The sequence below is a fragment of the Mesorhizobium sophorae genome, assembly GCF_002270415.1.
Classification (GTDB): domain Bacteria; phylum Pseudomonadota; class Alphaproteobacteria; order Rhizobiales; family Rhizobiaceae; genus Mesorhizobium; species Mesorhizobium sophorae.
Genome location: NZ_NNRI01000021.1, coordinates 1 through 25,577, shown reverse-complemented (window position 1 = coordinate 25,577; position 25,577 = coordinate 1). Strand labels below are relative to the sequence as shown.

General features: G+C 60.4%; 25 protein-coding genes and 5 pseudogenes. 3 read left to right on the top strand and 27 right to left on the bottom strand.

The features are described 5' to 3' along the window. Positions 1–65: 65 nt before the first annotated feature. The gene (locus tag CGZ66_RS28270) at positions 66–1,046 is read right to left on the bottom strand and encodes a LysR family transcriptional regulator (protein WP_095090136.1); all 981 of its coding nucleotides are present in this window, start codon (positions 1,044–1,046) and stop codon (positions 66–68) included. A 1,490-nt stretch (positions 1,047–2,536) separates the two neighbouring features. On the opposite strand from CGZ66_RS28270, the pseudogene CGZ66_RS28260 reads away from it, so the two are divergent. After that, positions 2,537–2,748, top strand: a pseudogene (locus tag CGZ66_RS28260) (SMC-Scp complex subunit ScpB); the annotation flags it as partial. A 5-nt stretch (positions 2,749–2,753) separates the two neighbouring features. On the opposite strand, the gene CGZ66_RS28255 reads toward CGZ66_RS28260, so the two are convergent. From CGZ66_RS28255 to CGZ66_RS28140, 25 genes and pseudogenes are all read right to left on the bottom strand, one after another. After that, entirely contained in the window at positions 2,754–3,212 is a 459-nt protein-coding gene (locus CGZ66_RS28255; protein WP_206073790.1) for a hypothetical protein, read from the bottom strand. Between the two features lie 296 nt (positions 3,213–3,508). Continuing rightward, entirely contained in the window at positions 3,509–4,678 is a 1,170-nt protein-coding gene (locus tag CGZ66_RS28250; protein ID WP_095090134.1) for a trypsin-like peptidase domain-containing protein, read from the bottom strand. A gap of 67 nt (positions 4,679–4,745) precedes the next feature. Continuing rightward, complete coding sequence (locus tag CGZ66_RS40965; protein ID WP_245331254.1) at positions 4,746–5,084, bottom strand: glycine cleavage T C-terminal barrel domain-containing protein; 339 nt, start codon at positions 5,082–5,084, stop codon at positions 4,746–4,748. 64 nt (positions 5,085–5,148) lie between these two features. Then, positions 5,149–5,364, bottom strand: a pseudogene (locus tag CGZ66_RS40960) (hypothetical protein); the annotation flags it as partial. 691 nt (positions 5,365–6,055) lie between these two features. Beyond that, the gene (locus tag CGZ66_RS28240; RefSeq protein ID WP_378920660.1) at positions 6,056–7,063 is read right to left on the bottom strand and encodes a HoxN/HupN/NixA family nickel/cobalt transporter; all 1,008 of its coding nucleotides are present in this window, start codon (positions 7,061–7,063) and stop codon (positions 6,056–6,058) included. 174 nt (positions 7,064–7,237) lie between these two features. After that, on the bottom strand, positions 7,238–8,365 hold the full coding sequence (gene hypB, locus CGZ66_RS28235) for a hydrogenase nickel incorporation protein HypB (RefSeq protein WP_095090131.1): 1,128 nt from the start codon (positions 8,363–8,365) through the stop codon (positions 7,238–7,240). Continuing rightward, the gene (locus tag CGZ66_RS28230; protein WP_095090130.1) at positions 8,365–8,703 is read right to left on the bottom strand and encodes a hydrogenase maturation nickel metallochaperone HypA/HybF; all 339 of its coding nucleotides are present in this window, start codon (positions 8,701–8,703) and stop codon (positions 8,365–8,367) included. Before CGZ66_RS28230 ends, hypB begins: the two co-directional genes overlap by 1 nt. After that, positions 8,703–9,770: a hydrogenase expression/formation protein HypE gene (gene hypE, locus CGZ66_RS28225; RefSeq protein ID WP_095090128.1), complete on the bottom strand. Its 1,068-nt coding sequence runs from the start codon at positions 9,768–9,770 to the stop codon at positions 8,703–8,705. The genes CGZ66_RS28230 and hypE overlap by 1 nt, the downstream gene beginning before the upstream one ends. After that, positions 9,767–10,924, bottom strand: coding sequence for a hydrogenase formation protein HypD (gene hypD / locus CGZ66_RS28220; protein ID WP_095090127.1), 1,158 nt, complete (start codon positions 10,922–10,924; stop codon positions 9,767–9,769). Before hypD ends, hypE begins: the two co-directional genes overlap by 4 nt. Further along, positions 10,921–11,613 (bottom strand): D-sedoheptulose-7-phosphate isomerase, encoded by a 693-nt coding sequence (locus CGZ66_RS28215; RefSeq protein WP_095090501.1) that lies wholly within the window; start codon positions 11,611–11,613, stop codon positions 10,921–10,923. Before CGZ66_RS28215 ends, hypD begins: the two co-directional genes overlap by 4 nt. Before the next feature lie 96 nt (positions 11,614–11,709). After that, on the bottom strand, positions 11,710–11,991 hold the full coding sequence (locus tag CGZ66_RS28210) for a HypC/HybG/HupF family hydrogenase formation chaperone (RefSeq protein WP_095090125.1): 282 nt from the start codon (positions 11,989–11,991) through the stop codon (positions 11,710–11,712). 2 nt (positions 11,992–11,993) lie between these two features. Continuing rightward, positions 11,994–14,420 carry a carbamoyltransferase HypF gene (gene hypF / locus CGZ66_RS28205; RefSeq protein WP_095090123.1) on the bottom strand — a complete coding sequence of 809 codons (2,427 nt, stop codon included), beginning with the start codon at positions 14,418–14,420 and terminating at the stop codon, positions 11,994–11,996. Then, positions 14,417–15,613 (bottom strand): NHL repeat-containing protein, encoded by a 1,197-nt coding sequence (locus CGZ66_RS28200; RefSeq protein ID WP_095090121.1) that lies wholly within the window; start codon positions 15,611–15,613, stop codon positions 14,417–14,419. The genes hypF and CGZ66_RS28200 overlap by 4 nt, the downstream gene beginning before the upstream one ends. Next, a complete protein-coding gene (locus CGZ66_RS28195; RefSeq protein WP_095090119.1) occupies positions 15,610–16,482 on the bottom strand; it encodes a NifU family protein in 873 nt (290 codons plus the stop codon). The genes CGZ66_RS28200 and CGZ66_RS28195 overlap by 4 nt, the downstream gene beginning before the upstream one ends. Position 16,483: 1 nt before the next feature. Continuing rightward, positions 16,484–16,699: a hypothetical protein gene (locus CGZ66_RS28190; RefSeq protein ID WP_245331253.1), complete on the bottom strand. Its 216-nt coding sequence runs from the start codon at positions 16,697–16,699 to the stop codon at positions 16,484–16,486. 18 nt (positions 16,700–16,717) lie between these two features. Beyond that, the gene (locus CGZ66_RS28185; protein ID WP_095090111.1) at positions 16,718–16,930 is read right to left on the bottom strand and encodes a hypothetical protein; all 213 of its coding nucleotides are present in this window, start codon (positions 16,928–16,930) and stop codon (positions 16,718–16,720) included. A 37-nt stretch (positions 16,931–16,967) separates the two neighbouring features. Continuing rightward, positions 16,968–17,978 (bottom strand): tetratricopeptide repeat protein, encoded by a 1,011-nt coding sequence (locus tag CGZ66_RS28180; protein WP_095090109.1) that lies wholly within the window; start codon positions 17,976–17,978, stop codon positions 16,968–16,970. A 147-nt stretch (positions 17,979–18,125) separates the two neighbouring features. Beyond that, a protein-coding gene (locus CGZ66_RS28175) for an IS630 family transposase (RefSeq protein WP_417568608.1) occupies positions 18,126–19,072 on the bottom strand; the annotation gives its coding sequence in 2 pieces (ribosomal slippage) (positions 18,126–18,728 and positions 18,731–19,072; 945 coding nt in all). A 74-nt stretch (positions 19,073–19,146) separates the two neighbouring features. Beyond that, complete coding sequence (locus CGZ66_RS28170) at positions 19,147–19,470, bottom strand: hypothetical protein (RefSeq protein WP_095090107.1); 324 nt, start codon at positions 19,468–19,470, stop codon at positions 19,147–19,149. Beyond that, the gene (locus CGZ66_RS28165; protein WP_245331252.1) at positions 19,455–19,976 is read right to left on the bottom strand and encodes a hydrogenase maturation protease; all 522 of its coding nucleotides are present in this window, start codon (positions 19,974–19,976) and stop codon (positions 19,455–19,457) included. Before CGZ66_RS28165 ends, CGZ66_RS28170 begins: the two co-directional genes overlap by 16 nt. Continuing rightward, entirely contained in the window at positions 19,955–20,278 is a 324-nt protein-coding gene (locus CGZ66_RS28160; protein WP_095090105.1) for a hypothetical protein, read from the bottom strand. The genes CGZ66_RS28165 and CGZ66_RS28160 overlap by 22 nt, the downstream gene beginning before the upstream one ends. Before the next feature lie 18 nt (positions 20,279–20,296). Beyond that, complete coding sequence (locus tag CGZ66_RS28155; RefSeq protein WP_095090103.1) at positions 20,297–20,611, bottom strand: hypothetical protein; 315 nt, start codon at positions 20,609–20,611, stop codon at positions 20,297–20,299. Between the two features lie 98 nt (positions 20,612–20,709). Next, positions 20,710–22,308, bottom strand: a complete 1,599-nt coding sequence (locus CGZ66_RS28150; RefSeq protein ID WP_095090101.1) for a nickel-dependent hydrogenase large subunit — start codon at positions 22,306–22,308, stop codon at positions 20,710–20,712. Between the two features lie 58 nt (positions 22,309–22,366). Continuing rightward, a complete protein-coding gene (locus CGZ66_RS28145; RefSeq protein WP_095090099.1) occupies positions 22,367–23,329 on the bottom strand; it encodes an NADH-quinone oxidoreductase subunit B family protein in 963 nt (320 codons plus the stop codon). 383 nt (positions 23,330–23,712) lie between these two features. Beyond that, positions 23,713–23,916 (bottom strand): annotated as a pseudogene (locus tag CGZ66_RS28140) (IS256 family transposase); the annotation flags it as partial. On the opposite strand from CGZ66_RS28140, the pseudogene CGZ66_RS28135 reads away from it, so the two are divergent. Next, positions 23,887–24,323: pseudogene (locus CGZ66_RS28135) on the top strand (transposase); the annotation flags it as partial. The pseudogenes CGZ66_RS28140 and CGZ66_RS28135 overlap by 30 nt on opposite strands. Here CGZ66_RS28135 and CGZ66_RS28130 read toward each other — a convergent pair. Beyond that, positions 24,322–24,991 (bottom strand): annotated as a pseudogene (locus tag CGZ66_RS28130) (transposase); the annotation flags it as partial. The pseudogenes CGZ66_RS28135 and CGZ66_RS28130 overlap by 2 nt on opposite strands. Positions 24,992–25,299: 308 nt before the next feature. On the opposite strand from CGZ66_RS28130, the gene CGZ66_RS39425 reads away from it, so the two are divergent. Further along, positions 25,300–25,577: IS630 transposase-related protein (locus CGZ66_RS39425; protein WP_143748874.1), on the top strand; the 278-nt coding region annotated here is incomplete at its 3' end.

Here is a 25,577-nt window from a genome sequence, read left to right as displayed (position 1 = left end):
ACGGCTTTATCAATCTGCAACCGAACGCGCCATCCTGGCCCTGACTGGCATGCCCGACTTCAACGCTATTGCGATGTGACGAAACATTCGGCCGTCGGGCCTCGGTTTGTTTCGACGGTTTTGTTGTGGGGGCTCAGCGCGGCGGCGATCTCGCGGCGCAGCCAACTATTGCCCGGGTCGTGATGGCAACGCTCGTGCCAAATCAACCCAATCTCATAGGTCGGCAGTTGCACAGGCGGGTCGACGACCGTCAGCGGCAGCATGGCGGCGAGTCGCGCAGCAACGAGCTGCGGTACGATTAGCACCATGTCGGTTGTCGAGATCACTAGGGCAGCCGTCAGCACGTCGGAAACCAGCATTGGGTCTTGGTCCGGCAAGCTTAACCTAGCCAGGCTATCATAGATCAGGCCGAAACCGCCGTTGAAGTTCGAGGAGATGGCCGCGTGGCGGAGCGACGCGAGATTCTCCCTGGTCCATCCCCGTGTCACGGCTGGGTGTTCGTGGCGTACCAGGCAAGCAAAGCGGTCGGTGTACAGGCTGCGCCGCATGTAGCCAGGGGGAGCGGCGTCAATCTGCCCGATCGCCAGGTCGATCTCACCCTGCTCAAGCCGGCTCGCGGCATCGCTGAGGAGCCGATCGGTGGCAATGTCGAGATGAATGCCGCGCTCGTACAGCCGCGGCAGCAAGAGCAGCGCTTGATGGTCGGGTAACATGATCGTTGCCTTCCACCGCCTTTCCGGGGAGGCGGAGCGGCTCGTTACGATCTCACTGATCGAATCTAACGCTGCCGGCAGCATTTCGGCGAGGCGATCGCCGAGCGGCGTCGGAGTCAATCCGGTTGAGGCGCGAACCAGGAGATCGTCATCGAACAGGCCGCGCAGCCTTGCCAACGCCCGGCTGGTTGCCGGTTGGCTTCGGCCAACGTGGTGGGCCGCACGAGTTACGTTACGGTACTCCAGCAGCGCCTCAAGCACGATCAGCAGGTTCAGGTCGATCGATGCAAGGTTCGGCATCTGCCGTTGCCGCGCGGCGTTACGACGTTTCATTAGCTGCGATCCCACGTACTCTTTTGCCTTCTTCCAGCCGCAAGCAGGCTCAGCCGTTTGTCTCTCCTCTTGGGAGGGTAGTGTTCTGCGAGCTTCCTCGCGGGCATCGGCTCTGCATGTCGGTGCCACTGAGGCTCTTGGGAGAAACCGGGGTCAGCACAGCACAATCCGCGTTTCGGCGAAGCCGGAATTGCAAACCGATTCGTTTGGCCGCAGTTGCCTTTGGTCGAATCCTCACCCCTCCGATCAACCGGGCCGTGCGTGGTCACCGGGACGGCGAGACGGCAATTCATGAGCTTGGCCTTGTTCCGACAATTCTCGCTCGCGGCCGCAAGTAACGATTGCAGCAGCCAATTCGCCTCCGCTTGACGAGGCAGTGGTCCTCATCTGAAATCTCAGCGAAAGTCACAGACTTAGTTCCGAATAGAGCGGTCTCGTCTGAGTGCCTGGATGAGTGAGTGGATCTATCGTCTCTGCTTGCGCGTCGCATAATAAATGCCGCCGTCCTTAGGCGATTGACAGTGTCATCATTGGTAATAATCATGAATGATAAAAAGAAAGGCAACTTGTTAGACACCTTTTCTATTTGGATTCACGGCTTGTACATTTGATAATTATTTGATAGCCGTATCATTATATTAAGTATGATATATACGCTCCTTTACAGAGGTGAGCATCCTTCTTGACGTCCTGTTTAAAGTGACTTGCCGCGTTCGGCGGCCGGAGACTACATGGCACAATGGCGTTGACCCGCTGACCTAAGATGTTGCGATAGGTCTACCCTGCCCAGCCGTTTGGAATTGCTAAGAGTCTATGAATTTTTTTGAAGGAGATGTTGCGACTGACGCGTATTGGCGAGTGCTGATCAGGAAGGGGAGCATGAAAAAGCTGGGGGTCGTCAGGCGGCCAGCTTGGGTGCATTTTCTGGTCTCAGCCGTTTCTCGCCAGCGCTTGAAGTCGCTGTCGAGCGTGCCGTCGAGGATGCGCGTTCGCAGTTGGACGCCACGCGGCGTCCATTGTATTTGTTGCTTCTTGGGCAAACCGCTTGGCGATTGCCTGATTGATGGTTGACTCAACGAAGGGCTTGAACGACCTCCCGAGAACGGTGGCGTTCAGCGAAGTTCGGGATGAGATCGGCAGCTGAACTTCTCCAAATATCGCCGCAGCTTGCGTGCCCCTGGCAGCGGACGCCGATTAAAGCGCGTGTCGCGCTTAATCGGCCTCATATCCGGCAGCCTTGAAGAAGTTTCGACACTGTGTCGGGTCAAAAAGGTGGCAGATTTCGCCGAGAGCGTCTGAGAGGGCGTTGAAGGTTCTGGCCGCCTTCTTGCGCAGCAGCGCCTTGAGTTTCTCCCGGCGTCGTATTGCGCCATAGTCGGGATGTTATCGTCCCTAGCAGAGGAGCCATCTATGTCCGAGCTTGCCACAGTTGGTATCGACCTCGCAAAGAGTTGGCCCACTCTGTCTCCATACCCGTCGCCGCAATAGCGGTCGACCTGATCGGCCATCTGCGCGGTGCCGGTCTGATCGCCTCCGGTCCGCGCAGCCCAACACCCGGCGCGCCCTACACCTACGTCACCACCAAAGAATTCCTGCTGGAGTTCGGGCTTGAGACGCTGCGCGACTGCCGGATTTCGAGGCGCTCGAGGATGCCGGGCTGCTGTCAAAGGAGAAGCTGTTGCGTTTCATGCTTGCGGGCTGACGATATCAATCCATTGTGCGATCGCCGATGGTACCGAGCGGCCCGTCTGCCTCAGATCGTACAGGCACTGTTCGCCCACTTGCACACGGCAGACCGTGAAGGCCAACCCCTCCTCGACTGTTGTCTACGTACACCGATGCATCGGCAATCATTGACGCTGCCCCGATGGCTCTTTGGGTTTTCGGGAACCGGCGCAGCAGCCGCTCCGTCTCAACGTCATGCCCATGTTCCGCGACACGAGTCTGAACGCGCAGGATTGAAAGTTCGACATTGGCGAGGCCGACGAATAGCAGCAGAACAAAATAGCCTGCTGCCTGCATGTCACGGATGAGATCGAGCTTGGAATGAACGATGCCATCCGGAAGCTCTTCCCAATACGAAAAGACCGTCTCCATAGCGAAGGGAACTTTGGACTGCATCGCATGGCCGACGAAAGCTTGAACGCCATCCTGCGCCACCTTCATCCAGCTTCTATCGGTATCCCTGAGAGATTGTGCCCGGGAACAAGAGCCCCATCGCTGCCCGTTTCAGGCAGAATCGACAGCATCATCCGGTCAGCATTGATGAGTGGAATTTGCAGACGATCCGACAGGACTTTCCGCCACATCGTGGACTTTCCTGAACCGTTGTGGCCTGCGAGGACGATAGCGAGCGGCTTTTTCGAAGAGGGTCGCGATCGTCACGACAAGGAAGGCACGAATCATCGTCTAGCTCCGGGTCTTTGACGAGGCGGAAGGCGCGCGCCGCGAGCGAGGCGGGTTCACCTGACGCCGAGATCGACGCCCAGCTCTGCCGAAAGCGACCCCAACCGATCCTTCAGCCAGCACGTAGGCTTCTTCTTCACGAACGCAAAGGCGCGGCATTGCAGATTGGCCTCACACACAATGTAGCATCCCACGAAATCTGTCTTTATGCGCGCGTAGTCGCCGCCCACCATGTCACGACCAGAAGCGACGGCGAACGTGGACACCAGCACGCTAGAACTCAGTTCTTCGGCCACGCTGGCCGACGCATCCGGGTTCTTCACGAGCAACTTGGCGTCGCTCTTCAGAAAGCAAAATCGAGCCAGCTTGTTGTAGGTCGAAGCTCGGCAAGAACGATCAGCATTGCAGGCTGCGTGGCATTGAGCCTCGGAAACGTTTCGCAGCGTCGCGTAGTCAAAACCAATCACGTCGTAATCGTCAACGCTGCGGAAGGGTCGCGACGCCACGTAGGGCTCGGGGGCGGGGCTGCTCGTAGCGGGCGCCGCGTCGGTGACAGCAGCACTCTCACGACTATGGCAGAGGACCAGCACCACAGCTGGTGCGACTTTCTCTGCGAGATCCGCAGTCTCCAGGTGCGGCCCGATGGCATCGACGGCATCGAATGCCACGCCTCGGCTCTGAAGGAACGATCGAACCGCACTTCCCCTGACGGCGAAGTTGACGTTCTGGGGCACATTATCTGTGCCGGTCGCGCGGTCGTTTAGGACCGCCGTCGTGATACCGAGGACCGCACCGCTTCGATCTACGAGGGGACCGCCGGAATTGCCTGGTTGAATTGGCGTAGAAATCTGCAGGTAGCGGGAGTCGTCACCGATTCCGAGTAGCGAGTTCACGTTGCCGGTCGTGATCTTCACTGAACTCGACAGGGCGGTCGTTAGCGGGTAGCCGAACGCCGCGACGTCTTCTCCCAGCCGCGGCTCAGAATTCGTCAACTTGAGGACAGCCGGTACGGCGCCAGCACTCTTGTCAACAGCCAAGTCCTTTTGAACGTCGACCTTAAGGTCGGTGACCTCACCTCGGCCGACCACCGTTACGCTCTTGCAACCGTCGACGACGTGCGCGTTAGTGACCAGCCATCCGTCGGCGCTGACGAAAAACGCCGTGCCCGATGATGAGACATCCGATGATTGCGACCAAGCTGGATGGATGGCGCAAATCGACGCCATCACTGCAGCACTGACGGCGATACAGCTGGACAGGGCCGAGTACGTTCGGACCTTGCAGCCTGCGGGGCTAGATCTTCGTCCTGAGGCCTTTGGGATCGAAGAAAGCCTGCAGGGATGCGTCGGCGTCGAACAGCTCGCCGTCTATTTCGATCTGCCAGCTTCCCGAGTCGATCCACCCGCGACTGACTCCACCAGCGTGGTTGACGTAGCCGAGTCCTATCGATGACCCCAGGGTAAAGTTCCGGACCCCAGAGGAGATGTAGCCGACAATGCCACCATCGTAGCGGATTAGCTCCTCGCGAAAGAGTAGGGGGCTTTGGATCCCGCAGCTTAAACGACAGAAGCGGCTTGCGCGGCGTGCCTGCCGCCTTCTGGGCCTCTGTGGCGGCCTTGCCTTGGAAACCACAGGCCTTTGACCAGTCGATCGTAAACCCAAGTCCGGCCTCGAGCAGTGTGTCGACCGGGGTTAGGTCAAGCTCGTACTCACGGTATGCTCGCTCGGAGCGGAGGTGCTCCAGGGCGTGATAGCCTGCCGGACGTAACCCGTGCTCGCCACCGGCTTCCCACAAGACATCAAAAACGTGCTGAGCCATCTCAGTGGGAATATGGAGCTCCCAGCCCAGTTCTCCGATGTACGTCAGCCGGTTGGCGATAACCCATGCTCTCCTTGTCTGCGTGCGCGCCATTAAGCAATCCACTTGTGCTCGTGCCTGACAAGATTAAAAGCTTCGACTAGGCTGTGGTCTGTTTTACTGTGTTTCGTTTCTCGAAGCGATGCATTTCATCGCCCTCCGCCCGGATTAAAGCGCCAGGTGAACAAAATCCGATTTCAAAGGCGAAGTATTTCGAAATAATGTTGTGGCTGCTTATTACTGCGCCCAACGCCGACCGAAACCGCTCGCTCCTTGATGCCCGCGATTGTCACGACCGACAGATTATATTAGCGTGACCGCGCGGCCAGCACGCGCGTTTGCGAAGGATCGAGAAGGTTATCAGCGCGTGCGCAATGAGAAAGTACTGGAAAATGTCTTCAACAGTTCGTCTAGAGTTAGTCAAATTAGCTTTTAGGCTTTGGGCTAATTGTCCTTCATGATCCTGGATACTTGGATCCTGATGATACGACGAGGCCTTGCGAGGCGTCGCGTGGGTTCGGATGTGCGCGACGAGGACGCAGGCAGTCGCGCTCTCGTCAGAAGATCGGCGGGCGCTCTGGCCTCAACGCCGTGCTGACCCCAAATCGGCTTGGCTCGGGCGGGCAAGACGCATGGAAGACCATGGAGGTCTTCCTGTGGCTCCAGGGCCTTCCCCGGCCATCCGCCGGCGCAATGCCTGCCTATATGCCGACGAACCTCACATCATGGATCAACTTGTTGCAAGTCATCGATCCAATCGGGCTTGCCGAACCGACAAGCTGTCATAGCCCTTCGCCTTGTATACCGCAGTGGATATCAGCCAACTGGCGAGGAAGATGCCGACAACCGCGAAACCGAAATTGGCGAGGTTGTCGTTCATCGCGCCGACGAAGCCCCAGATCCCACCTTCGAGGCCGAGCTTGTCGGCAATCAGGCCAAGCGCCTCGATGCCGCCGATGAAGATCGCCACGGCCACGGACGCCGCCGTGATGGTAAGATTGTACCACAGCTTGCGGATCGGATTCACGAAAGCCCAGCCATAGGCGCCGGTCACCAGGACGCTGTCGGTCGTGTCCATCAGCGACATCCCAGCGGTGAAGAGTGCTGGAAAGACAAGGATCGACCAGAACGACATTCCTTGCGCCTCCTGGGTTGCCGAAATGCCGAGCAGGCCGATTTCAGTGGCGGTGTCGAAGCCGAGGCCGAACAGGAAGCCGATCGGATACATGTGCCATGAGCGCGAGACGATGCCGAACAGCGGGCCGAAGATGCGGGCGATGAAGCCGCGACCGGCAAGCAACGCATCGAGGTCTTCGTCGACGACCTTTTCGCCGCGCCGCGCGCGAGAGAACGCCGCCCAGATGCCTCTCAGGATAAACAGGTTAGCAATGCCGATCACCAGCAGGAACAGCGCTGACACGCCGGTGCCGATGACGCCGCCTATGCTATGAAATTCGTCCAGCCTGGACTGCATCATTGTCGCTGCTGCGGCGATGGCGATGGAGGCCACGATGACAATGCTCGAGTGCCCGAGCGAGAAGAAGAGGCCGACCGAGTAGGGCGCCTTGCCTTCCTGCGTCAGCTTGCGCACGACATTGTCAATCGCCGCGATATGGTCGGCGTCGAAGGCATGGCGCAGGCCGAACATATAGGCGAGCAGTGCGGTGCCGAGCAGCGCTGGCCGATCGGCAAAGGCGATCCACGCCCATACCCATGCCGTGATGTTGGCGGCGATGAGCAGGACGTAGGTCATCGCCGCCCTGGTTCTCACCCGAGTTGGCCGATCGTCGAAGGGATTGGGAAGTCCATGACCCGCCGGCGCATGTTGTGTCGGCGGCAAAGCGGATACGATCGTGTCCTTCATGACTTCGTCCTCTCGATCCGATGATGTGATGGCAAGCCTCGTGTCGAGGCATTGTGATATCGCTTAACCTGCAAGCCGCGCTTGAGCCGCCTCACCCTGCAGCCAGTCGTACCAGCTGGCGAGCCCGTCGCCGGTTTTCGCCGAGACCTGGATCGCCCTGATCTGCGGATTGACCGTTTGCGCATTGGCGATGGCCTCCTCGACATTAAAATCGACATGCGGCAACAGGTCCGTCTTGTTGATGACCATGATCTCCGCCGCTCGAAACATATGCGGGTATTTCAGCGGCTTGTCGTCGCCTTCGGTCACCGACAGGATGACGACCTTGGCGCGCTCGCCGAGATCGAACATTGCCGGACAGACGAGGTTGCCGACATTCTCGACCATGACCACAGAGCCGACTGCCGGCTTCAACTCGGCAAGGCCCTTGGCAATCATATCGGCTTCGAGATGGCAGCCGGCGCCGGTGTTGACCTGGACAGCGGCGGCACCGGCGGCGCGGATGCGCTCGCCGTCATTGGCAGTCGCCTGGTCGCCTTCGATGACCGAGATCGGCATCCTGTCCTTAAGGTCGCGGATGGTGCGCTCGAGTAGCGTCGTCTTGCCGGAGCCGGGCGAGGAGACCAGATTCAGCGCCAGGATTTCGCGGCCGGCGAACCAACCCCGATTCTTCGCGGCGAGCATATCGTTCTTGGCAAGTATCTGCGCCTCAAGCTCGACCACCAGATTGTGGCCTTGGTTGTGGCTGTGACCATGGTCATGGTCATGGTCACGGTCACGGTCATGGTCATGGCCATGATCATGCGAGTGATCGTGATGGCCATCGGCGTGGTCGTGATGACCGTGGGAATGATCGTGACCGGCTTCATGCAATTCCGCATCGCCATGCGCATTATCGTGATGATGGTGATGCTCATGCACGTGGTCCGACCGGTGGTCGTGGCCTTGCTCATGGCCGTGGCTATGCGCATGAGAGTGGCAGTGCGGATGTTCGTGATCATGGATGTGACCGTCGTCGTGGTCGTGCGGGTGAGTGTGGCTGTGCTCATGACCGTGGTCGTGCCGATGCTGCATGCCGTCGTCATGCGGACGGGCATGATCATGCGCGTTGCCCAGCGCCGTTTCCTTGCCGGTCTGGAGGTCGAGGATTCGCGTTTCGTCCTTCGAGCCGCAACCACAGGTTCCGCACATCAGGGAGCCTCCTCGATTTCCATTTCCCGGATTTTCAGCTCTTCACCCGCCAGCCGGTCGATGGCGCGGGAGCCGCAGGCGCAGGCCTGGTAGAGCGTGGTGGTGTCGAAGGCCCCGCCGCAACTCCGGCAACGCGCCCGCCCCGCTATCTTCTGGATGTCGAGAAGCGCGCCATCGAGCAGCGTGCCCTTGGCGACGATGTCGAAACAGAACAGGATAGCGTCGGGCATCACGCCGGAGAATTGCCCGACGTCGAGCGTCACCCGTTTGACACGGCGGCCCTTCGCCGCTTCCTCGACGATTGAGACGATGTTGCGGGTGATGCCGAGCTCGTGCATCAGCAAATCCGCGGCAATTGTTCGCCGACCAGCATGTCGACGATGCGCCGGCCGCCGAATACCGTCTGCATGGTGACGCGCCCTGCCTCGCCGCGCACGGCATGGCCGATGATCGATGACCCCTGGCCCAGCGCATGGCCGGAGAGAGCGGCAAGTGCCGCCGCACTTTCCTCAGGTGGCACGACGACGACGATCTTGCCTTCGTTGGCGAGATAGAGCGGGTCGAGACCGAGGATCTCGCAGAAGCCGCGCACTTCCTCGCGTAGCGGCGTCAAAGCTTCGTCGATCTCGATCGACACACCGGAGGCGTCGGCGATCTCGTTGAGGACCGTGGCGACACCGCCGCGCGTCGCATCGCGGATGCAACGCGTGCCGGGTGCGGCTGCCAGCAGCACCTCGATCAACCCGTGCAAGGCCGCGCAATCGCTTTCGATCGAGGTTTCCAGCTCCATGTCGCCGCGTGCGCACAGGATCGCCGCGCCGTGGTCGCCGAGCAGCCCATTGACCAGGATGGCATCGCCCGGCTTCACGTGATCAATGCCGAGTTCGAGGCCTGGCCTGATCACACCGATGCCGGTGGTGGTGATGAAGATCTTGTCGCATGCGCCGCGCTGCACGACCTTGGTGTCGCCGGTAACGATGCTGACGCCGGCCTCGCGCACGGCCTCGGCCATCGACAGCGCTATGCGGCGCAGCGTCTCGACCTGCATGCCTTCTTCGATGACGACGGCGCAGGACAAATAGAGCGGCTTTGCGCCGCCGACGGCGAGGTCGTTGACGGTGCCGTAGACGGCAAGCTTGCCGATGTCGCCGCCCGGAAAGAACAGCGGATCCACCACGAAAGAGTCTGTCGTGAAGGCGAGGCGGTCGCCATGAGTCGCCAGCATTGTCAGATCGAAACGGGCCTGGTCCTCCAGAACCTCAGGTGCCGCGCCGGCAAAGGCGCTGATGAACACGTCGTCGATCAGATCCTTCATCGCTTTGCCGCCGCCGCCATGGGCAAGCGTCACGGTCGGGATGAAAACGCCCCCCAGCACGCGCTTGGGTGGCGGTGGCCGCACGTTCATGACACGGCCGCCACGCTGGCATCGGGCCGGGCCGCCGTGTGCTTCTTGACGCCGCCATACTGGTAGTAGGCGGCGCAAGCGCCTTCGGACGAAACCATCAGCGCGCCGAGCGGCATTTCCGGCGTGCAGGCGATGCCGAACACCTTGCACTGCCATGGCTTGATGACGCCCTTCAGCACCTCGCCGCATTGGCAGGATTTCGGGTCCGCGATCTTGACCCCGGGAATGGCGAATTTGCGCTCGGCATCGAAGCGGGCGTAGTCGTCGCGCACCTTGACGCCGGAATGGTCGATGGAGCCAAGCCCTCGCCATTCGAAGAATTCACGCAGTTCATAGACCTTGCCGACCGCGGCAAGTGCCGCGTTGTTGCCGGCCTCAGGCACGATGCGGGCATACTGGTTTTCGATCTCGGCGCGACCATCCTTGATCTGCTTCAGCACCATCCAGATCGACTGCAGCACGTCGAGCGGCTCGAAGCCGGCGACGACCATCGGCCGCTTGTAGAAGTCGGCGATGAATTTGTAGGGCGCGGTGCCGATGACCATCGAGACATGGCCTGGGCCGAGGAAGCCGTCGAGATGCAGGTCGGGGCTGTCGAGGATCGCCTTGATCGTCGGCACGATGGTGATGTGATTGCAGAACACCGAGAAGTTTTCGATGCCATCGGCTTCAGCTTGCAGCACGGTCAGCGCGGTGGACGGCATGGTGGTCTCGAAACCGAGGCCGAAGAACACAACCTCACGATCCGGGTTCTTCCTGGCCAGCGTCAGCGCATCCATCGGCGAATAGACCATGCGCACATCGGCGCCGTCGGCCTTGGCCTGCTGCAGGCTCTTCTTCGAACCCGGCACGCGCATGGCGTCGCCAAAGGTTGTGAAGATCACCTCGGGCCGTTCGGCGATCGATACGCAGTCGTCGACGCGGCCCATCGGCAAGACGCAGACCGGGCAGCCGGGCCCATGCACCAGTTCGATGGCGTCGGGCAGCATGCCTTCAAGCCCATAGCGGAAGATCGAATGTGTGTGACCGCCGCACACTTCCATGATGTTGATTGGACGCGTCCTAGCGATCTCGATCGTGGCGGCGAGCTTGTTGATTTCCTTGATCAGGATTTTTGCTTTTTCGCGGTCGCGGAATTCGTCGGTGTATTTCATTGGACGCTTCCTTTTCCGGCGGCGGAACCACGTTCGTCGGCGAGCAGCGTGTGCACGAGGTCCCACAGGATGTGGTAGGCAGCGACGTGGCATTCCTGGATGCGGTGGATCGAGGTCGACGGCACGACCAGCAGATGATCGAGGGTGCCGGATAATTTCATGCGACCGCCGTCGCCACCGGCGAGACCGATCGTGTGAACGCCCATCTCCCTGACCTTGGCGAAGGCCGACACCAGGTTCTGCGAATTGCCGCTTGTCGAAATGCCGATGACGGCGTCGCCCTTGCGGGCGTGCGCCAGCAGCTGGCGCACGAAGACATGGTCGAAACCGAGGTCGTTGCCGACGGCTGAGATCATGGCGAGGTCGGCGACGAGATTGGTGGCGGCGAGCGCCGGCCGGCCGGCGGTGACCGGATGGACGAACTCGACGGCGACATGCGAAGCATCGCAGCTCGAGCCACCATTGCCCATCGAAAAGAGTTGGCCATGGTTGCGGTAGACATCCGCCAGCGTGTGCGCGGCCGCGACCAGGATTTCGGCCTGGCCGCCGAAGAAGCTCTCATTGGTTTCGCGGGTGTCGCGCGCTTTCTCGGCAACGGAATGCAGCAAAGCCGCATTCATCTTTTCCGGGTCCTGCGCCTTGCCGTGCAGGAACGGATAGAGCGCTTTCAGTTCGCTTTCGCTGGACATTCTGGCGTCCTCCTCTTGCATGCCGCCCAAAAGTGCGGAGCGGTTTTGGGACAACGACGTGCATAAAAACAGAACTTGAAGCGCGCCGACGGCGGTCTAATGCACCGACGACAGCCTCATCGACTCCATTTCGGCTTGTACTTCGCCGAGTTCGGTAAGAATTTTCAGGGTCTCGGCGGCCTCATGCTCGTCGATGCGGCTCATGGCGAAGCCGACATGGATCAGCACCCAGTCGCCGACGCAGTCGTCGACGGAATGGGTTTCGTTGACGATGCAGGCAATGTTGACCTGCCGCCTGACGCCGCTGACATCGACCGTCGCCAGCTTCTTCAGGTGGTCATCGATCTTGACGATCCGTCCTGGGATTCCGAGGCACATGGTCAGCTCGCTTTCTGCCGGACTTGCCCGGCGTCGATGAGGTGAGCGGCGGCTACGGTCGCCTGGCCGAACGCGATGCCGCCATCATTGGCAGGGACTTTCGCGTGCGTCAGAACCTTGAAATCCACGGCCTCAACCCTGCTGAGAACCTGCTCGAACAGCACCTTGTTCTGGAAGCATCCGCCCGACAGCACGACCGTGTCAAAACGCGGCGGGGCATCGTCCTCATCACCTCGTGCCAGCTTCAGCGCCATAGCGGCGATCGACTTCGCCAGGCCCTTGTGAAAACGGGCCGAAATGACCGAGGCCGGGGTTTTCAGGATGAGGTCGCCTAGGATGGCATTCCACATGCCGAGCGGTTCGATATAAGGAAGCCCAGAGCCTTTCAGGTTCGGGATCGGCAAGGGATAGGCGAGATGATCGCCTTCCTCGACAAAGGTTTTGTGGCAGACAACGGCTTCGAGGCGAGCCGCGGCCTCGCCCTCATAGGCCTGCCGGTCGAAGCACAATCCGGCAGCGGCTGCGACCGCATCGAAGAGTCGGCCGCAGGACGATGCCTTGGGTGAATTGAGCGAAGCCTTGAGCATGGCGCCGATGGTTGCAAGCGGCTTGGCAGAAAGGGCGGCGAACAGGTCGAGATCCTCGAAATTCATCTTGAAGGCGGCGAAGCCCATTTCGGTCATCAGGTGGGCATAGAGGTTGCGCCATGGCTCGCGCACGGCTTGCGCGCCGCCGGGCATGGCGACCGGTTTGAAGGTGCACAGCCGCTCGAAGCGGCGATAGTCGGCCAGCAGGAATTCTCCGCCCCAGATGCCGCCATCCGAGCCATAGCCGAGCCCATCGAGCACGACAGCCAGAACAGGTGCAGCATCGAGCGCGCGGCCGTTTTCGGCGAGGCAGGCGGCAGCGTGAGCGTGATGGTGCTGAATTTCCAGCAGTGGCAGGTTTTCAGCGGCAGCTGTCGCTCGCGCCAGTTTTGCCGAGAGATATTCCGGGTGCAGATCCGCCGCCAGCGCCACCGGCCGATGGTCGAACAGATCCCGGTAGAGCCCAAGGTTATTGCGGTAGTCGTCGTAGGTCAGCGCGTCTTCGAGATCTCCCTGGTGCTGCGACAACACCGCGCGTCCGTCTTTGACCAGACAGAAGGTCGATTTCAGTTCCGCACCATAGGCGAGGATTTCCGGCGCCTGTTCAAAACCATACGGCAGCGCGATCGAGGCCGGTGCATAGCCACGCGCGCGGCGCAGCACCCGCAGTTTTCCACCCATGCGGCGCACAACGGAATCGTCGATGCGATTTGCGATGTCGCGGTTGTGGATCAAGGCGTAGGCAGCGATTTCAGACAGTTTCTTTGCCGCTTCGGCATCGTCGATAACCTGCGGTTCGTCCGATAGGTTGCCGCTGGTCATGACGACCGGGCGGGTCATCCTGCGAAGCAGGAGCAGATGCAGTGGCGTCGACGGCAGCATGAAGCCGAGCGTGCCGAGACCTGGCGCGATTGCCTCCGGCAGTTTCTCCGGCCCGTCGGCGGCAAGCAGCACGATCGGCGCCTCGCGGCTTGTCAGCGCGGCAGCCTCCTCGTCGCTGACCGTGGCATAGCGTCTGATCACATCCAGATCGCGCGCCATCAGCGCGAAGGGTTTTGCATCGCGGCGCTTGCGCTTGCGCAGCATGGCGACAGCCTCCGGCCGGGTGGCGTCACAAGCCAGCTGGTAGCCGCCAAGTGCCTTGATGGCGACGATCTCGCCCTTCTGGATCAGGCCGAGTGCGGCATCAACGTCGTCGAGCATCGAATATTGTTCAAAGGAGAGCGCGCGGCCGTCGAAACGGATCAGCCGGGCTTTCGGCCCGCAGACATGACAGGCGGTCGCCTCGGCGTGAAAGCGGCGGTCGGCGGGGTCGCGGTATTCCGTACCACAAGCTTCGCAGAGCGGGAAGGGCGCCATGGTCGTCGTGGCGCGGTCATAGGGCACGGCGCGCACGATGCTCAGCCTTGGACCACAGTGGGTGCAGTTGGTGAAGGGGTAGCGGAAGCGGCTCAGGAACGGGTCGGCGATCTCGGCCGCGCATGCGTCGCATATGGCGGCGTCGGGTGAGATTTCGGTGCGTGCCGCACCGACCACGCTGTCGACGATGACGAAACCCGGCTCGATTGTGCCACCGTAGCCACGCGTCTCGATAGCGGTGATTTCGGCCAACGGCGGTGGCAATGTTCGTAACTCGTCGATCAGCGCGGAAACGGCGGACACGGCGCCACGCAGGCGAATGAGCACACCCTCGCTGTCGTTGAGAACGTCGCCATCGAGACCGAGCTTGCGGGCGATCCGCCACACGGTCGGCCTGAAGCCGACGCCCTGCACGCGACCGCGCAGCCTGATCTCGACCGTTTCGGCCGGATCGGTGCGCGGCACGCAAAGCAGCGTGTTCATGCGGCCACCTCCCACAACAGCACGCGGTTGTTGCCGGTGTCGGCAACCGCCAGCGTTGTACCTGACGCCGACAGCGCGAACGGCCAGCAGACGCTATCGCGTGCGGCGAAACGCCAGCGATTGTCGCCCTTGTCGCAGAAGCTGGTTTGGGCGGCGAGGCCGGAAGCGGCGCGGTCCATCCCGAGATCATCAAGGGAATAGCTGACCAGACGGGAATTGGCGGTGTCGGCACAAAAAACGAGGCCGTCGTGAACGACCGTCCCGTAAGGCATGTTGAGCGAGCGATAGTTGGGATGGTAACCGGCACGGTTGTGGTCGTTGCCGTCGAAGCTCGATTGGCCCAGCACGAAGCTGCATGGCGCGCCGTCGACATTGGGCATCGAGTTCCAGACCATGATGCGGTTGTTGCCGGCATCCGCCACCAGGATCCGGCTGTCATCGACAGCCACGCTGTGCGGCCACCGCATGCCGACCGCGGCGCCCGAGCCCGACGCGTTGTCGTCGCGCGTTACCATATCCGTCTGGCCCAGCACCAGATCAGCGGCCTGGCCGTTGCGTTGAGGAAGCGAGTTCCAGACCAGCACACGACGATTTCCGGTGTCTGCGACAAACAGCCGTCCGTCGGCGACGGTGACACCATAGCACCAGTTCAGCGTGTCGGCGGCCGCAACGGCATCGCCACGGTTGGCAACGCCGCTCAAAAAATCCGCCTGCCCCAGCACCAGGTCCGCCGGTTGGTTCGAATGCTCGGGCAGAGTGCGCCAGATCAGCACACGGTGGTTCCATGCGTCGGCGACGGCGAGTATCGTGCCGTCGGTCGAAATGCCGGTCGGCATGTTCAAGGTCGCCGCACCGACCACGCCGCGCGCGTTGCGGCCTTCGGAAAAGAAGTCGGGCTGGCCGATCAAAAGGTCGGCAGGTGCATTGTCTTGATCCGGCACCTTGTTCCAGACCATCAAGCGATGATGGCCGGTGTCGGCAACGAAGCACGGCCCTTCGTGCGGCGCGAAGCCGACGCCCCGCGGCCCGAATAGCGTATGCGGTTTCGGCGCGACCGAGTCAGGCAGCCCGTCGGCATCCACTTGGTTGCCAAGTACGACGCGCGCGCCGGCTGGGTCGAGCATCGGCGGCAGTGCCATGCCAACTGGCGGCAGGGCTCGGCGATAGTCAGGCGAGAGCGAGATGCGGATCACGATGATAGCCTCACCTCGACGCGATTGCCGATAACGCGCACGGCGTGTGACTGCAGCGCCACTTCCGGAGCTGTCAGGCATTCGCCGCTGGAAAGGTCGTATTGGAAGCCGTGATGCGGGCAAGTGATGATGCCCTGTTCGACATCGCCGCTATCGAGCGGAATGCCGAGATGAGCACAGGCATTCTGAAAGCAGGACACGATCGCATCCTGTCGCGACAGGATCACGTCCTGCCCGCCGACGACGAGGGTGCTTATGCCGCCGAGCGGGATTTCGTCGAGGCGGCAGACCAGGTGCCAGCCGCCGACGGCGCCGAGCGCGAACGGGCTGACGAAGCGGACGCTGTCATTGTCGGCCGCATTGCTCATGCTCTTGATCTGGATGATGTCGGAGATCTCCGGACAGGCCTCCTCGATGGCCTTTTTGACGCCGGCATGAAAGGTCAGGGCCGAAGCCGGGCATCCATCGCAGGCGCCGACAAAGCGCACCTCGATCGCCGGCGGCCTCACGCTGACCAGTTCGACATCGCCGCCATGCGAGGCGAGCATCGGGCGCACGCCATCAAGTGCTGCCCCCACCCGTTCGCTAAGGCTGGGTTTCAAGATGTTGTGACGGCGAAGCACGGCGTAGACGACCTCGTCGGTCACCGCTTGCTTCATGGCCGCGAGCGCGGCAGGCTCTTCTTTCAGCGCCTTCACCAGCCGGCGTAGCGCCTCGCCGTTCAGGTCTTCGATGGCGCGCCGGTAGGCTTCGACGGCGCTACGCTGGGTCTCGTCCCAAATGGCGAAGATCGCCTCGACCCGCAGGATGTCGCCGGCAAGACCGGCGAGATCGTCGCGTTTAGTCGGGATGAGGTCGACGGCGTTCATCTCACCGATACCGCAGATCTTTGAAGAGATATGGCTGCAACGCACCCCCGATCAAGCCGGCGATCGCAGTCGCTGCGGCTACAGGCAGGCCGAGCTTGGCCAGCACTACGACCAGCACAGCTGTTGTGACGGCGCCTATCGCCGATTGGCGATAGACCTTGGACGGTTCGGAAAACAGTTTCCCGCGCAAAAACAGGAGGATGGAGCTCTTGGCCATTTCCCACATGGCGCCGCCTCAGCCGACAAGAGCCAGGATGACGATACCAGCAAGCACGCCGGAGAATCCGCCAACCGGGCCATAGAAGGAGCCCAACATAGCGGCCAGCTCGTTGCCGAGAGCCTTGCCACCGGTCGCCACGCCGCCGATGGCTCCGCCGATACCCGAGGCCACGAGCCCTGTTGCAAGCGCCAATGCGACGCTGCCTATTGTGAGTACTACTGCCGTCACTTGCCATTCTCCTTTCGTATGCTTGATGAAATAACCATCACCCGGTTTGCGCGTGCGCGCCGGTTCCGTTCGTGGGCGCCACGGCAAGCAATTCGCGGCCGATCTGGTCGCAGGCCTCGGCAACGAAGCGAGATTTTTCTGCTTCGCCGCTACGGCTGAAAATAGTACGACATTCCTGGTAATACTGTTGCGCGAGAAGCAGGTTAACTCGATTGCCACGTTCGGGATGCTCTGGATCGTCCGGCAGGTTCCATACACAGTTCGCCTTGTTGGCGATCGTATTGGCAAATTCGAGGGGCATCGTTTCACGCGATCGGACTTTCAGGGCCTCATCGTAAGCGTCAAGCGCGCGCAAATTATTTTCCAGCGTACGACTCGATGAAGCATATTGCAGTGCGTTGCCGAGATTGTTCTGCAGCATGGCGTACTCGGTCGGATGATCGATCAGATTGACAACCTTCAGGCCTTCCTCGAACGCCTGCACGGCCAGCGCCTCCCGCATTTTGGCTCTGGAGTCGGTGAACGGCATCGACAGGAAAGCCGTCGCCACATTGTTCTGCACGATGGCAAATTCCTTGGGGAACCGCAGCTTGTCGAAGGTGCGCAAAGCACGCTGATAGGCCGAGATCGCGTCGGTGATGCGGGCCTTGTGCTGACCGGCGAGATTCTGGATGGCAAGACCAAGGTTCATCTCTGTCTCGGCCAGTTCCTCCGGACGTCCGAAATCGGTGAAATGCGGGATGGCGGCCTCGAAAGCCTCGCGGGCCTGCTGCAGCGCCAGCGTGCCGCCTTCCGGCAGGACGAGAAGCGCCGTGCCCTTGCGCGCCATGATACGCGCGTCAAGCAGGCGCTGGTCCTCGGGGCAGAGCGCCAAGGCGCGGTCGTAGAGAAAAACGGCGGCGGCGATCTGCTCGGGATTTTTCGGACGCTGCTGCAGCCCCATGGCGATTTCCATGAGCATTTCGGTTCGCTCCGAGGGACTTGCGCCCGCATCGTCCGCCACACTCAACGCTGCCCGCACTTCGTCGCCAACGCGATCGCCGTTCATTCTTGGGTTCCTCCACTGACCGCGTGAGATGCAGCTTACTTTATTGGCAAAAATGCTAACGCACTTTCCTTTACCTGTCTATATAAATTACGAATAGTAAACTTAGTATGCAAAATGCGTGCTAGAGCAGTTTCTGGATAATCACGGTTAGGCATCGTAGCCGGCGTGGGCGAACAGGTTTTCGCATTCTTTGGGGTGGAAACGATCGATGGCGACGGCCACGGCGTCCCATAATTCCGGGATGGACCGGGCTGCTGCCTTTCGCAGTAAAGCCTTCAGCTTGGCGAAGGCCATCTCAATGGGGTTAAAGTCCGGGGAGTAGGGCGGAAGATAGCGAAGGGAAGCCCCCGCAGCCTCGATGATTTCGCGGACACCGACCACTTTATGAGCAGGCAGGTTGTCCATCACGACGACATCGTCGGGTTGAAGCGTCGGCACGAGGACGCGGCGCAAGTAGACCAGGAATGCTTCGCCATCCATGGCGCCGTCCAGGAGCCAGGGCGCGACGATCCCGTCGAGGCGCAGGCCGGCCGTGAAGGTCGTGGATTTCCAGTGCCCATGAGGAACAGCCGCCCGGCAACGCTGTCCACGCGCAGAGCGGCCTCGTAGCCGGGCCATCTTGGTATTGAGGCCACTTTCGTCGATGAAGATCAGGCGGCTCGGATCGAGATCGAGTTGGCCTTCGAACCACTCTTCCCGCGCTGCCAAAACATCCGGTCGCTGCTGTTCGGCCGCGTGCGCTGTCTTTTTTTGTACGTGATGCCACGCTTTGCGAAGAACGCATGGACCGTCGTCAGGCTGGCTTTGACCCCGCGCTCTGCCGCAAGGCGATCGACGATCTCGGCAAGCGTGATGTCCCGCTCATCGGTCTCGACCAAGGCGAGAATGAAAGTCTCGTGCGCGTCCAGCTTCGATACCTTCGGCTTGCCCTGCCGCCCAGGTTCCAGATTGCCGCTCGAACGCCAGGCCCGATACCATGCACCAGACGTCGATATCCCGATGGCAAACCGCCGTGCCGCTTCTCGGGTCGACAGGCCTGCCTCTATCGCCTCGATAACACGCGTCCGCAAATCCAGGCTGTAAGCTCGTGCCATGCCGCTGCTCCTTCCGCAAATCACTTCGATCAGGGAATCAGAACAAGCCGTTCACTGCAAACAAACGACTCCGATTAAGGGAAAACCGCTCTAGCAAAACATTCGCTGGCAATTAGCGCTACCTGCTCGGCATCCCAGTCGGCCTCAAGTTTGCAGTCGGCATCATCGCTGATCCCATGTTCACGAAAAAAATCGGGGGCGAAGACAACGCGATCCCCAACTCCGTTGCGCCGCTTCAGCAAATAACCGCCCGCCGCCGGGTGACGCACAGGCAGCACAACCAGGTCGCTCTTTCGCCGCAGAAGGACCACGGTCTCCAGCCCCGCGAAGAAGCGCTCATAGACCTCGCAGGACAGATAGAGCCCGCCGCGCCTAAGCTCGATTAAGACACCGGACATGCTTGTTGCCCCGGTATAAGTGCTGCAACCAGGACTTCGATACGACCTACGACCTTTTCAGCCGAACACGCCACCACGTCGGAAAGACCAATGCCAAGGTCCAGTTCAGACGCCTCGATCAGCAACACGGTCACATCCTGCGGAAACGCATCGCGAAAAATCTGCCGGCCGGCGTAGAGGGCGGCGTCCCAGCGGAAATCGTGCAGGTTCAGCCCCGGTGAATAGGCCCGCTCCAGTTCCACCCCCGGCACCTCGTGGATGGTTCCTGGTTCGACTCCGGATTTGGAAGCGTCAACAACGATCAAAGTCGTGCAGCCCCGCGCAGCGAACATGACCGACATTCCATCTGTTCTGGCATCGAACAATTTGACGCCTAAGTGTTCTATTCCGCGCGCCTTCAGCCGGTCGATGACAACTGGGCCGACGCCATCGTCCCGCCTGTTAGGGTTGCCGCATCCGATGATTGCGATCATCTCGCCACCGTTCAGATCCGCCAGAGCCTGCATGACCATTCCGGTTCGACCGGAACAGCGAACTCAGGCAATTCGCAGAACTTGCGATGCAAGAGATAGTACATACAGGTCTCGCAAGGTTGCTCGATGCCGCCATGCTCGATCGTTTCGAGCGTGAAGCCGCCGATCACCAGCTTGGATTCCAGACTTCCATCGGATTCTCGCAGACGGGCGATGATCTGCGCAATCTCTTCGTGGGTGTCACCTCTCGGGAAAACCTCGGTCTTGAGGCCGCCTGCCAGCATCGAGCGGATCTGCTCGAGGACCTCAGCATCCGTTGCTGCCGTTTGCGCCATGGCATCCTCCCCACAATGTCAGATGCGCCAGAGCCGGCACCACCAGTCCGCATCAACGGGCACGGCAAGCTCTGGCAAGTCACACCATTCGCGATGCACCAGATAGTACAGGCACTCCATGCAGCGCTGCCGATCCGGCCCATAGGGACGATTGAAGAAACCGCTGATAACCATCTTGGCTTCCAGGTCGTCGGGATTGAGAGCGCGCAGTTCGTCAAGGATAGCTGCGAACTCCTTTTCCGTTTCCGGAAAAGGTTCGGTCTGCGTCTTCAGCCCATTATCCATGAAATGGGCCATCTTTCGCAGCATAGCTTTTTGCTGCTCATTATTCATTTCACTCGCCTTGTCTGGAGCTTCGCCATCCGGGATGGTCGGCGATCCTGATAAGCGGGACGCCGAGATACCGACTGTTGAAGGAGAACTTTTTCCAATCAAGCCGTTCTGAAACGCGCGAGTTCTTCGCCAGTGCTGGCGTCATGGGCATGCACCGTGCACACCAGACAGGAATCATATGACCGGCAGACGTGACCCACTTCGACCGGATCGGTCGGGTCGGCGATAGGCGCCCCGATCAGAGCCTCCTCCATCGGCCCTCTGTTGCCGTCCTGCGAGCGCGGACCGACGTTCCACGTCGTCGGCGCTATGATCTGGTAGTTCTTGATCTTGCCGCCCTGCACCTCGATCCAGTGACACAGCGCCCCACGTATTGCTTCTGTCGCACCCCAGCCGCGACCATCCTTCTCCGTCGGCTTGATGTACCAGGGATCGTTGAGTTTGAATTCGCGCAATGCGTGCTCGGCCTGGCGGTAAAGCGCCAATCCCTCATGCATCCGGGCAAAGTGGCGGAGCATGACGCTGGCGCCACCGAGTTTCTTGTACATATCAAGAACCAGTGGATCGTAATGCTGGAAGCTCTCGCCATGCCTACCACCAGCAATCAATTGACGCGACAGTGGCCCTGCCTCGAGGCGACCGTCCTCGTTGTGTCTCACGGCGGTCGCCCAAGAGTATTTTCCGGCCATGTCGACGGTGTTTTTTCGGGTCGGCTTGGTTGTACGGTCGAAGGGATGCACGCCGCCCGGTTCATCATACCAGGCGCGAAGCGTGTCTTCGCGGGTGAATTTCTGGTCCATCAGCTTGTGAGTGTCGGCGTGGCCGTCATAGACGCCGCTTTTCATGATCAACGCCGCGTTGCGGCCCTCGATTGTCGGCTTCTGATACTTGTCTTCGTGCGGCAGGTATCCCCAGCTGACATACTTCCCGACGCCGTTGCCGTATTTGTCGGCGCCGATGTCGAGGCTCATGCGCCAGAACATGCCGAGATCGGAATTGGCATGTTCTGGACGTTCATCGAGCCAGGCCATGAAATCATCGTAGGACTTTATTTCTTGGTAGCGTTCCAGCGTGCAGCCGAGCCACACGGCTTCGATCCAATTACGCTTGAAGTGCTCAAGAATACCACAGGCACGGGTGACATCCGTCAACGTGGGAGCACACACTACGCCACCTGGTACCATATAGCTCGAATGCGGCCATTGCCCGCCGAGCAGCGCATAAATCTCGACTGGCCGTCCCGAAATGGTCACGCCGATCTCATAATTGGTGCCCGTGAAAGGTGCCCAGCGCTTGACGGCCTCCTCATAAAACTTGGACTTGGCGTAATTCTTGTTGGTGTAGTCGATCATAAACAGACCGTAGTGATGGCGGGGCAAACTCTGCAGACTTTCGACGATCTGACCGAGATTGCGCGCCACAATAGCGTTCCGCGGAACTTCGGTCTTCCATGCTGTGTCGAGCGCCCAAGCGGCGCAGGTCAGATGCGACGCCCCGCAGATGCCGCAGGCTCGCGGTGTCACCACCAAGCCTGCCTGCGGATCCTTGTCACGCAAAATAACTTCGAAGCCGCGAAAGAGTTCAGCCTGTGTCCAGGCGTTGACGACAACACCGTCCTTGATGTCGACACGGACGTCGAGATCACCCTCGACGCGGCCAACAGGTGAAATATCAAGTGTCTGTATAGCAGCGGACATGGTCGATGACCTTTCTGAAATGAAGTTTGATCGCTAGCGAATTTGGGACAAAACTGGCTCAGACGACGAAGATGTCCTCTTCAGCCCAGCGCGGAGACGCCGCCTTGGCCGCGGCGGTCAGCTTGACGTAACCAATCTTGTCGACGCCACTGGGCATGTCCTTGGGGACGCCCATGACCGTCTGGGTCTTGAAAACAGTGCCAGGGGCCAGATCGAAGAACGGGAATTCCGGCTCGGTGCAACCCATGCACGGCATCCCGGCGCGTGTCTTGGACGACTGCCGATTCCACAGAATTCGGTTGCAGGGTGAATGCGTCATCGGCCCGCGGCAGCCCAGATCATAGAACAGGCAGCCCTTGCGTTGGCCGAACTCGGTCGCAGAAACCTTGTAGGCGAAGTGCATGTTGCGCGTGCAACCTGTCTGTGTGAAGGACGTGAAGAAGGTTTTTGGCCGCTGGAACTCGTCGAGCGTCAGATCGGCAGCACGCCCGGTGGCCACCGCCACCACGATCTGGGTGATCCAGTCGGGATGGGCCGGGCAACCAGGAATGTTGATGACCGGAAGGCCAGCCTTGGATTTGTAATCCTTGCCGAGAAAGCCGCCATGGGCGCGCTTGAGGAATTGCAACCCGTTGCTTTCGGACGGATTGGGGGCCGTCGCAGGGATACCGCCCCAAGTCGCACAGTCGCCAATCGCGACTGTGAAATTCGCCACCTTGGCGAGATCGGCAACCCAGTCCTTCATCGGCCGCCCGGCAAAGCGGTTCCATTCGCCCGTACCGTCTGGAGCGTTCACGACGGTGCCTTCGAAAACGAAAATATCGAGCGCCATCTGGCCGGAGGTCAGCGCCCTCAGCAGTTTCTTAAGGTTGTCGCCCAGCTCCATGCCCAGAGATGGGTGCCAAAGCACATTGATGCCGAAATCCGTCACCAGATCGCAGGTGCTTGGCTCCTCGGCGTTGAGGAACGACATCGTGTTGCCGGAACAGGCTCCGCCCTGGAGCCATAGAAGATTGGCCATAGTTCCCTCATCCTGATCGACGCTGCATTTTGGCGCAGCCGTTCAAAAAGGAGAAAAGCAACCTTCGTGCCAATCTGTGGAAACGCAAAAAAGCCAGCAAAATCCGCCAACCAATATATTGCGCTGCGGCAATGAGGCTGTGCTTTGCGCATACTTCATTTTCATGTGCAAGGAAGGTTACCTCTCTGCCAAGGGCTTGCCGCGCCAGAAAGGCCCTCAGCCATGCCTGTTGCCGCAGACTGGGCAAGCGACCTCAAGCAGATAGCCGTACCAGATGCCTCGGCAGCGGCTGCACCAATGGCCGATGGTCTGCTCCTCGGGAGCGCCAAGAACTGTCGCCATCGGCCCAAGGAGCTATGCTGGAATTTGGATGACGAGGCTGATCAAGCGGCGCTCTGCGGCTTCGTTTCGATGACCTCGATTCCGTCCAGGAACCTGGCACCTGCGATGAGTTTCGGCAACTGATTTTGTCCTTTCAATCGTCGCCACGTCCTGGCTGCGGCCATGACCAGCTTGAAGACCATCAGCCTGGCGGTTTTCGAGGACAGCGAGCCCTTGGTACGCACCGTGCGGTGGCGAACGGGCGCGAGCTGCTGGTCGACGTCAAGCGTCGTGGCCTTAAGATCGCGCCCGATCTTGCCGTGGGCGACGGCGCGCTTGGCTTCTGGAAGGCGCTCGATGAGCTCCTTCCCGGCACCAAACACCAGCGATGCTGGGTGCACAAGACAGCCAACGTTCTCAACAAGCGTCGAAAAATATGACGCGAAATATGCCAAAGCGGTCGACTGCCTGACGAAAGATCAGAATGCCTTGCTGGCGTTCTACGATTTCCCCGGTGCCGAAATCGGTGCAGGCCGGCATGAAGGCAGACCTGCGCGAAATCTATCTCGCTCCCAACCGGGCCTCCGCCGAGACGGCAATTGCCGTCTTCGCCGAACACTGGGATCATCTGCGAACGTCGGTTACCAATCCCATCGAAAGCGTCTTTGCGACCAGCTTTGCGCACCCTCGCGAATACCGGTCTGGAAGCCGACAAGTTCCTTCTTGCCCTCGGGTGTGGCGCCGATCAGAACCAGCATGCATTCGGCATGGTCTTCCATCCGGGCCTGCAGATAGATCCCGTCCGCCCACACATAGACATAGTGGCGCGCCGAAAGATCGCGCTTTTGCCAACGATCGTATTCGGCGTTCCACTGTGCCGTCAGCCGCGTGATCACCGAGGGTGACAGGTTCGGCGCCTCCTTGCCCAAGAGGGCCGCCAGAGCGTCCTGAAAATCCCCCGTCGAAACGCCGCGCAGGTGGAGAACGGGAAGCAGCGCATCCAGACTGCGCGTCCGACGCGCCCATTTCGACAGGATCGATGAGGAAAAACCGGACCCGGTCCGCTTCGTCGGTCGCGCCGCGATCCCGGACCTTCACCCGGCTGACAGGCACCGGACCGATGCCCGTCTGGATGCTCCGCTCCGGGCCGTGACCATGCCGGACAAGCCGGTCACGGCCATCGCCAAGCTTGAGATCCCGCATCTCGGCAAGAAACGCGTCGGCTTCCATCTCCATCGCCTGCGCAAGCAATTTGCGCGCGCCGCTGCGAAGCACATCCGTCAGTGGATCATCAATTTCGTCGGGCTGACGAAGGCGAACAATGTTGATAGTCTTGTTCATGGCGTATCGCTCTCCTTGAGAGGTTCTGGCAGGCTTCGTCACCCGCCTCGATACGCCGCTCTCCTCAAACCGTCATCACCCAGTTTCCGCCATAGCTCCGGCCCAAGCCCTAGAATTTTGGCTGGCTTTTTTGCTCCGACTGGCGATACCCGCGATTGCGGAAACCGGCGATGACGACGGTTCGACTTACAGTGGTGCCGTACTGATCGACCACCTAGAGCGGTTTTCCCTTAATCGGAGTCGTTTGTTTGCAGTGAACGGCTTGTTCTGATTCCCTGATCGAAGTGATTTGCGGAAGGAGCAGCGGCATGGCACGAGCTTACAGCCTGGATTTGCGGACGCGTGTTATCGAGGCGATAGAGGCAGGCCTGTCGACCCGAGAAGCGGCACGGCGGTTTGCCATCGGGATATCGACGTCTGGTGCATGGTATCGGGCCTGGCGTTCGAGCGGCAATCTGGAACCTGGGCGGCAGGGCAAGCCGAAGGTATCGAAGCTGGACGCGCACGAGACTTTCATTCTCGCCTTGGTCGAGACCGATGAGCGGGACATCACGCTTGCCGAGATCGTCGATCGCCTTGCGGCAGA

Bases quoted from the DNA above. Each gene is read 5' to 3' on its own strand.
- CGZ66_RS28165 (WP_245331252.1), bottom strand. From the start codon at position 19,976: ATGCAGGCTCTGGCGGATCTGAACGGTGGCGAGATGATCGCAATCATC.
- CGZ66_RS28240 (WP_378920660.1), bottom strand. From the start codon at position 7,063: ATGACCTACGTCCTGCTCATCGCCGCCAACATCACGGCATGGGTATGG.
- CGZ66_RS28215 (WP_095090501.1), bottom strand. From the start codon at position 11,613: ATGTCCAGCGAAAGCGAACTGAAAGCGCTCTATCCGTTCCTGCACGGC.
- CGZ66_RS28160 (WP_095090105.1), bottom strand. From the start codon at position 20,278: ATGGCGCAAACGGCAGCAACGGATGCTGAGGTCCTCGAGCAGATCCGC.
- CGZ66_RS28190 (WP_245331253.1), bottom strand. From the start codon at position 16,699: ATGGCCAAGAGCTCCATCCTCCTGTTTTTGCGCGGGAAACTGTTTTCC.
- CGZ66_RS28195 (WP_095090119.1), bottom strand. From the start codon at position 16,482: ATGAACGCCGTCGACCTCATCCCGACTAAACGCGACGATCTCGCCGGT.
- CGZ66_RS28170 (WP_095090107.1), bottom strand. From the start codon at position 19,470: ATGTCCGGTGTCTTAATCGAGCTTAGGCGCGGCGGGCTCTATCTGTCC.
- CGZ66_RS28230 (WP_095090130.1), bottom strand. From the start codon at position 8,703: ATGCACGAGCTCGGCATCACCCGCAACATCGTCTCAATCGTCGAGGAA.
- hypD (WP_095090127.1), bottom strand. From the start codon at position 10,924: ATGAAATACACCGACGAATTCCGCGACCGCGAAAAAGCAAAAATCCTG.
- CGZ66_RS28255 (WP_206073790.1), bottom strand. From the start codon at position 3,212: ATGAAGGTGGCGCAGGATGGCGTTCAAGCTTTCGTCGGCCATGCGATG.
- hypB (WP_095090131.1), bottom strand. From the start codon at position 8,365: ATGTGCGGAACCTGTGGTTGCGGCTCGAAGGACGAAACGCGAATCCTC.
- CGZ66_RS28180 (WP_095090109.1), bottom strand. From the start codon at position 17,978: ATGAACGGCGATCGCGTTGGCGACGAAGTGCGGGCAGCGTTGAGTGTG.
- CGZ66_RS28145 (WP_095090099.1), bottom strand. From the start codon at position 23,329: ATGGCCAATCTTCTATGGCTCCAGGGCGGAGCCTGTTCCGGCAACACG.
- hypE (WP_095090128.1), bottom strand. From the start codon at position 9,770: ATGAACGTGCGGCCACCGCCACCCAAGCGCGTGCTGGGGGGCGTTTTC.
- CGZ66_RS28270 (WP_095090136.1), bottom strand. From the start codon at position 1,046: ATGAAACGTCGTAACGCCGCGCGGCAACGGCAGATGCCGAACCTTGCA.
- CGZ66_RS28250 (WP_095090134.1), bottom strand. From the start codon at position 4,678: ATGGCGTCGATTTGCGCCATCCATCCAGCTTGGTCGCAATCATCGGAT.
- CGZ66_RS28155 (WP_095090103.1), bottom strand. From the start codon at position 20,611: ATGAATAATGAGCAGCAAAAAGCTATGCTGCGAAAGATGGCCCATTTC.
- CGZ66_RS28150 (WP_095090101.1), bottom strand. From the start codon at position 22,308: ATGTCCGCTGCTATACAGACACTTGATATTTCACCTGTTGGCCGCGTC.
- hypF (WP_095090123.1), bottom strand. From the start codon at position 14,420: ATGAACACGCTGCTTTGCGTGCCGCGCACCGATCCGGCCGAAACGGTC.
- CGZ66_RS28210 (WP_095090125.1), bottom strand. From the start codon at position 11,991: ATGTGCCTCGGAATCCCAGGACGGATCGTCAAGATCGATGACCACCTG.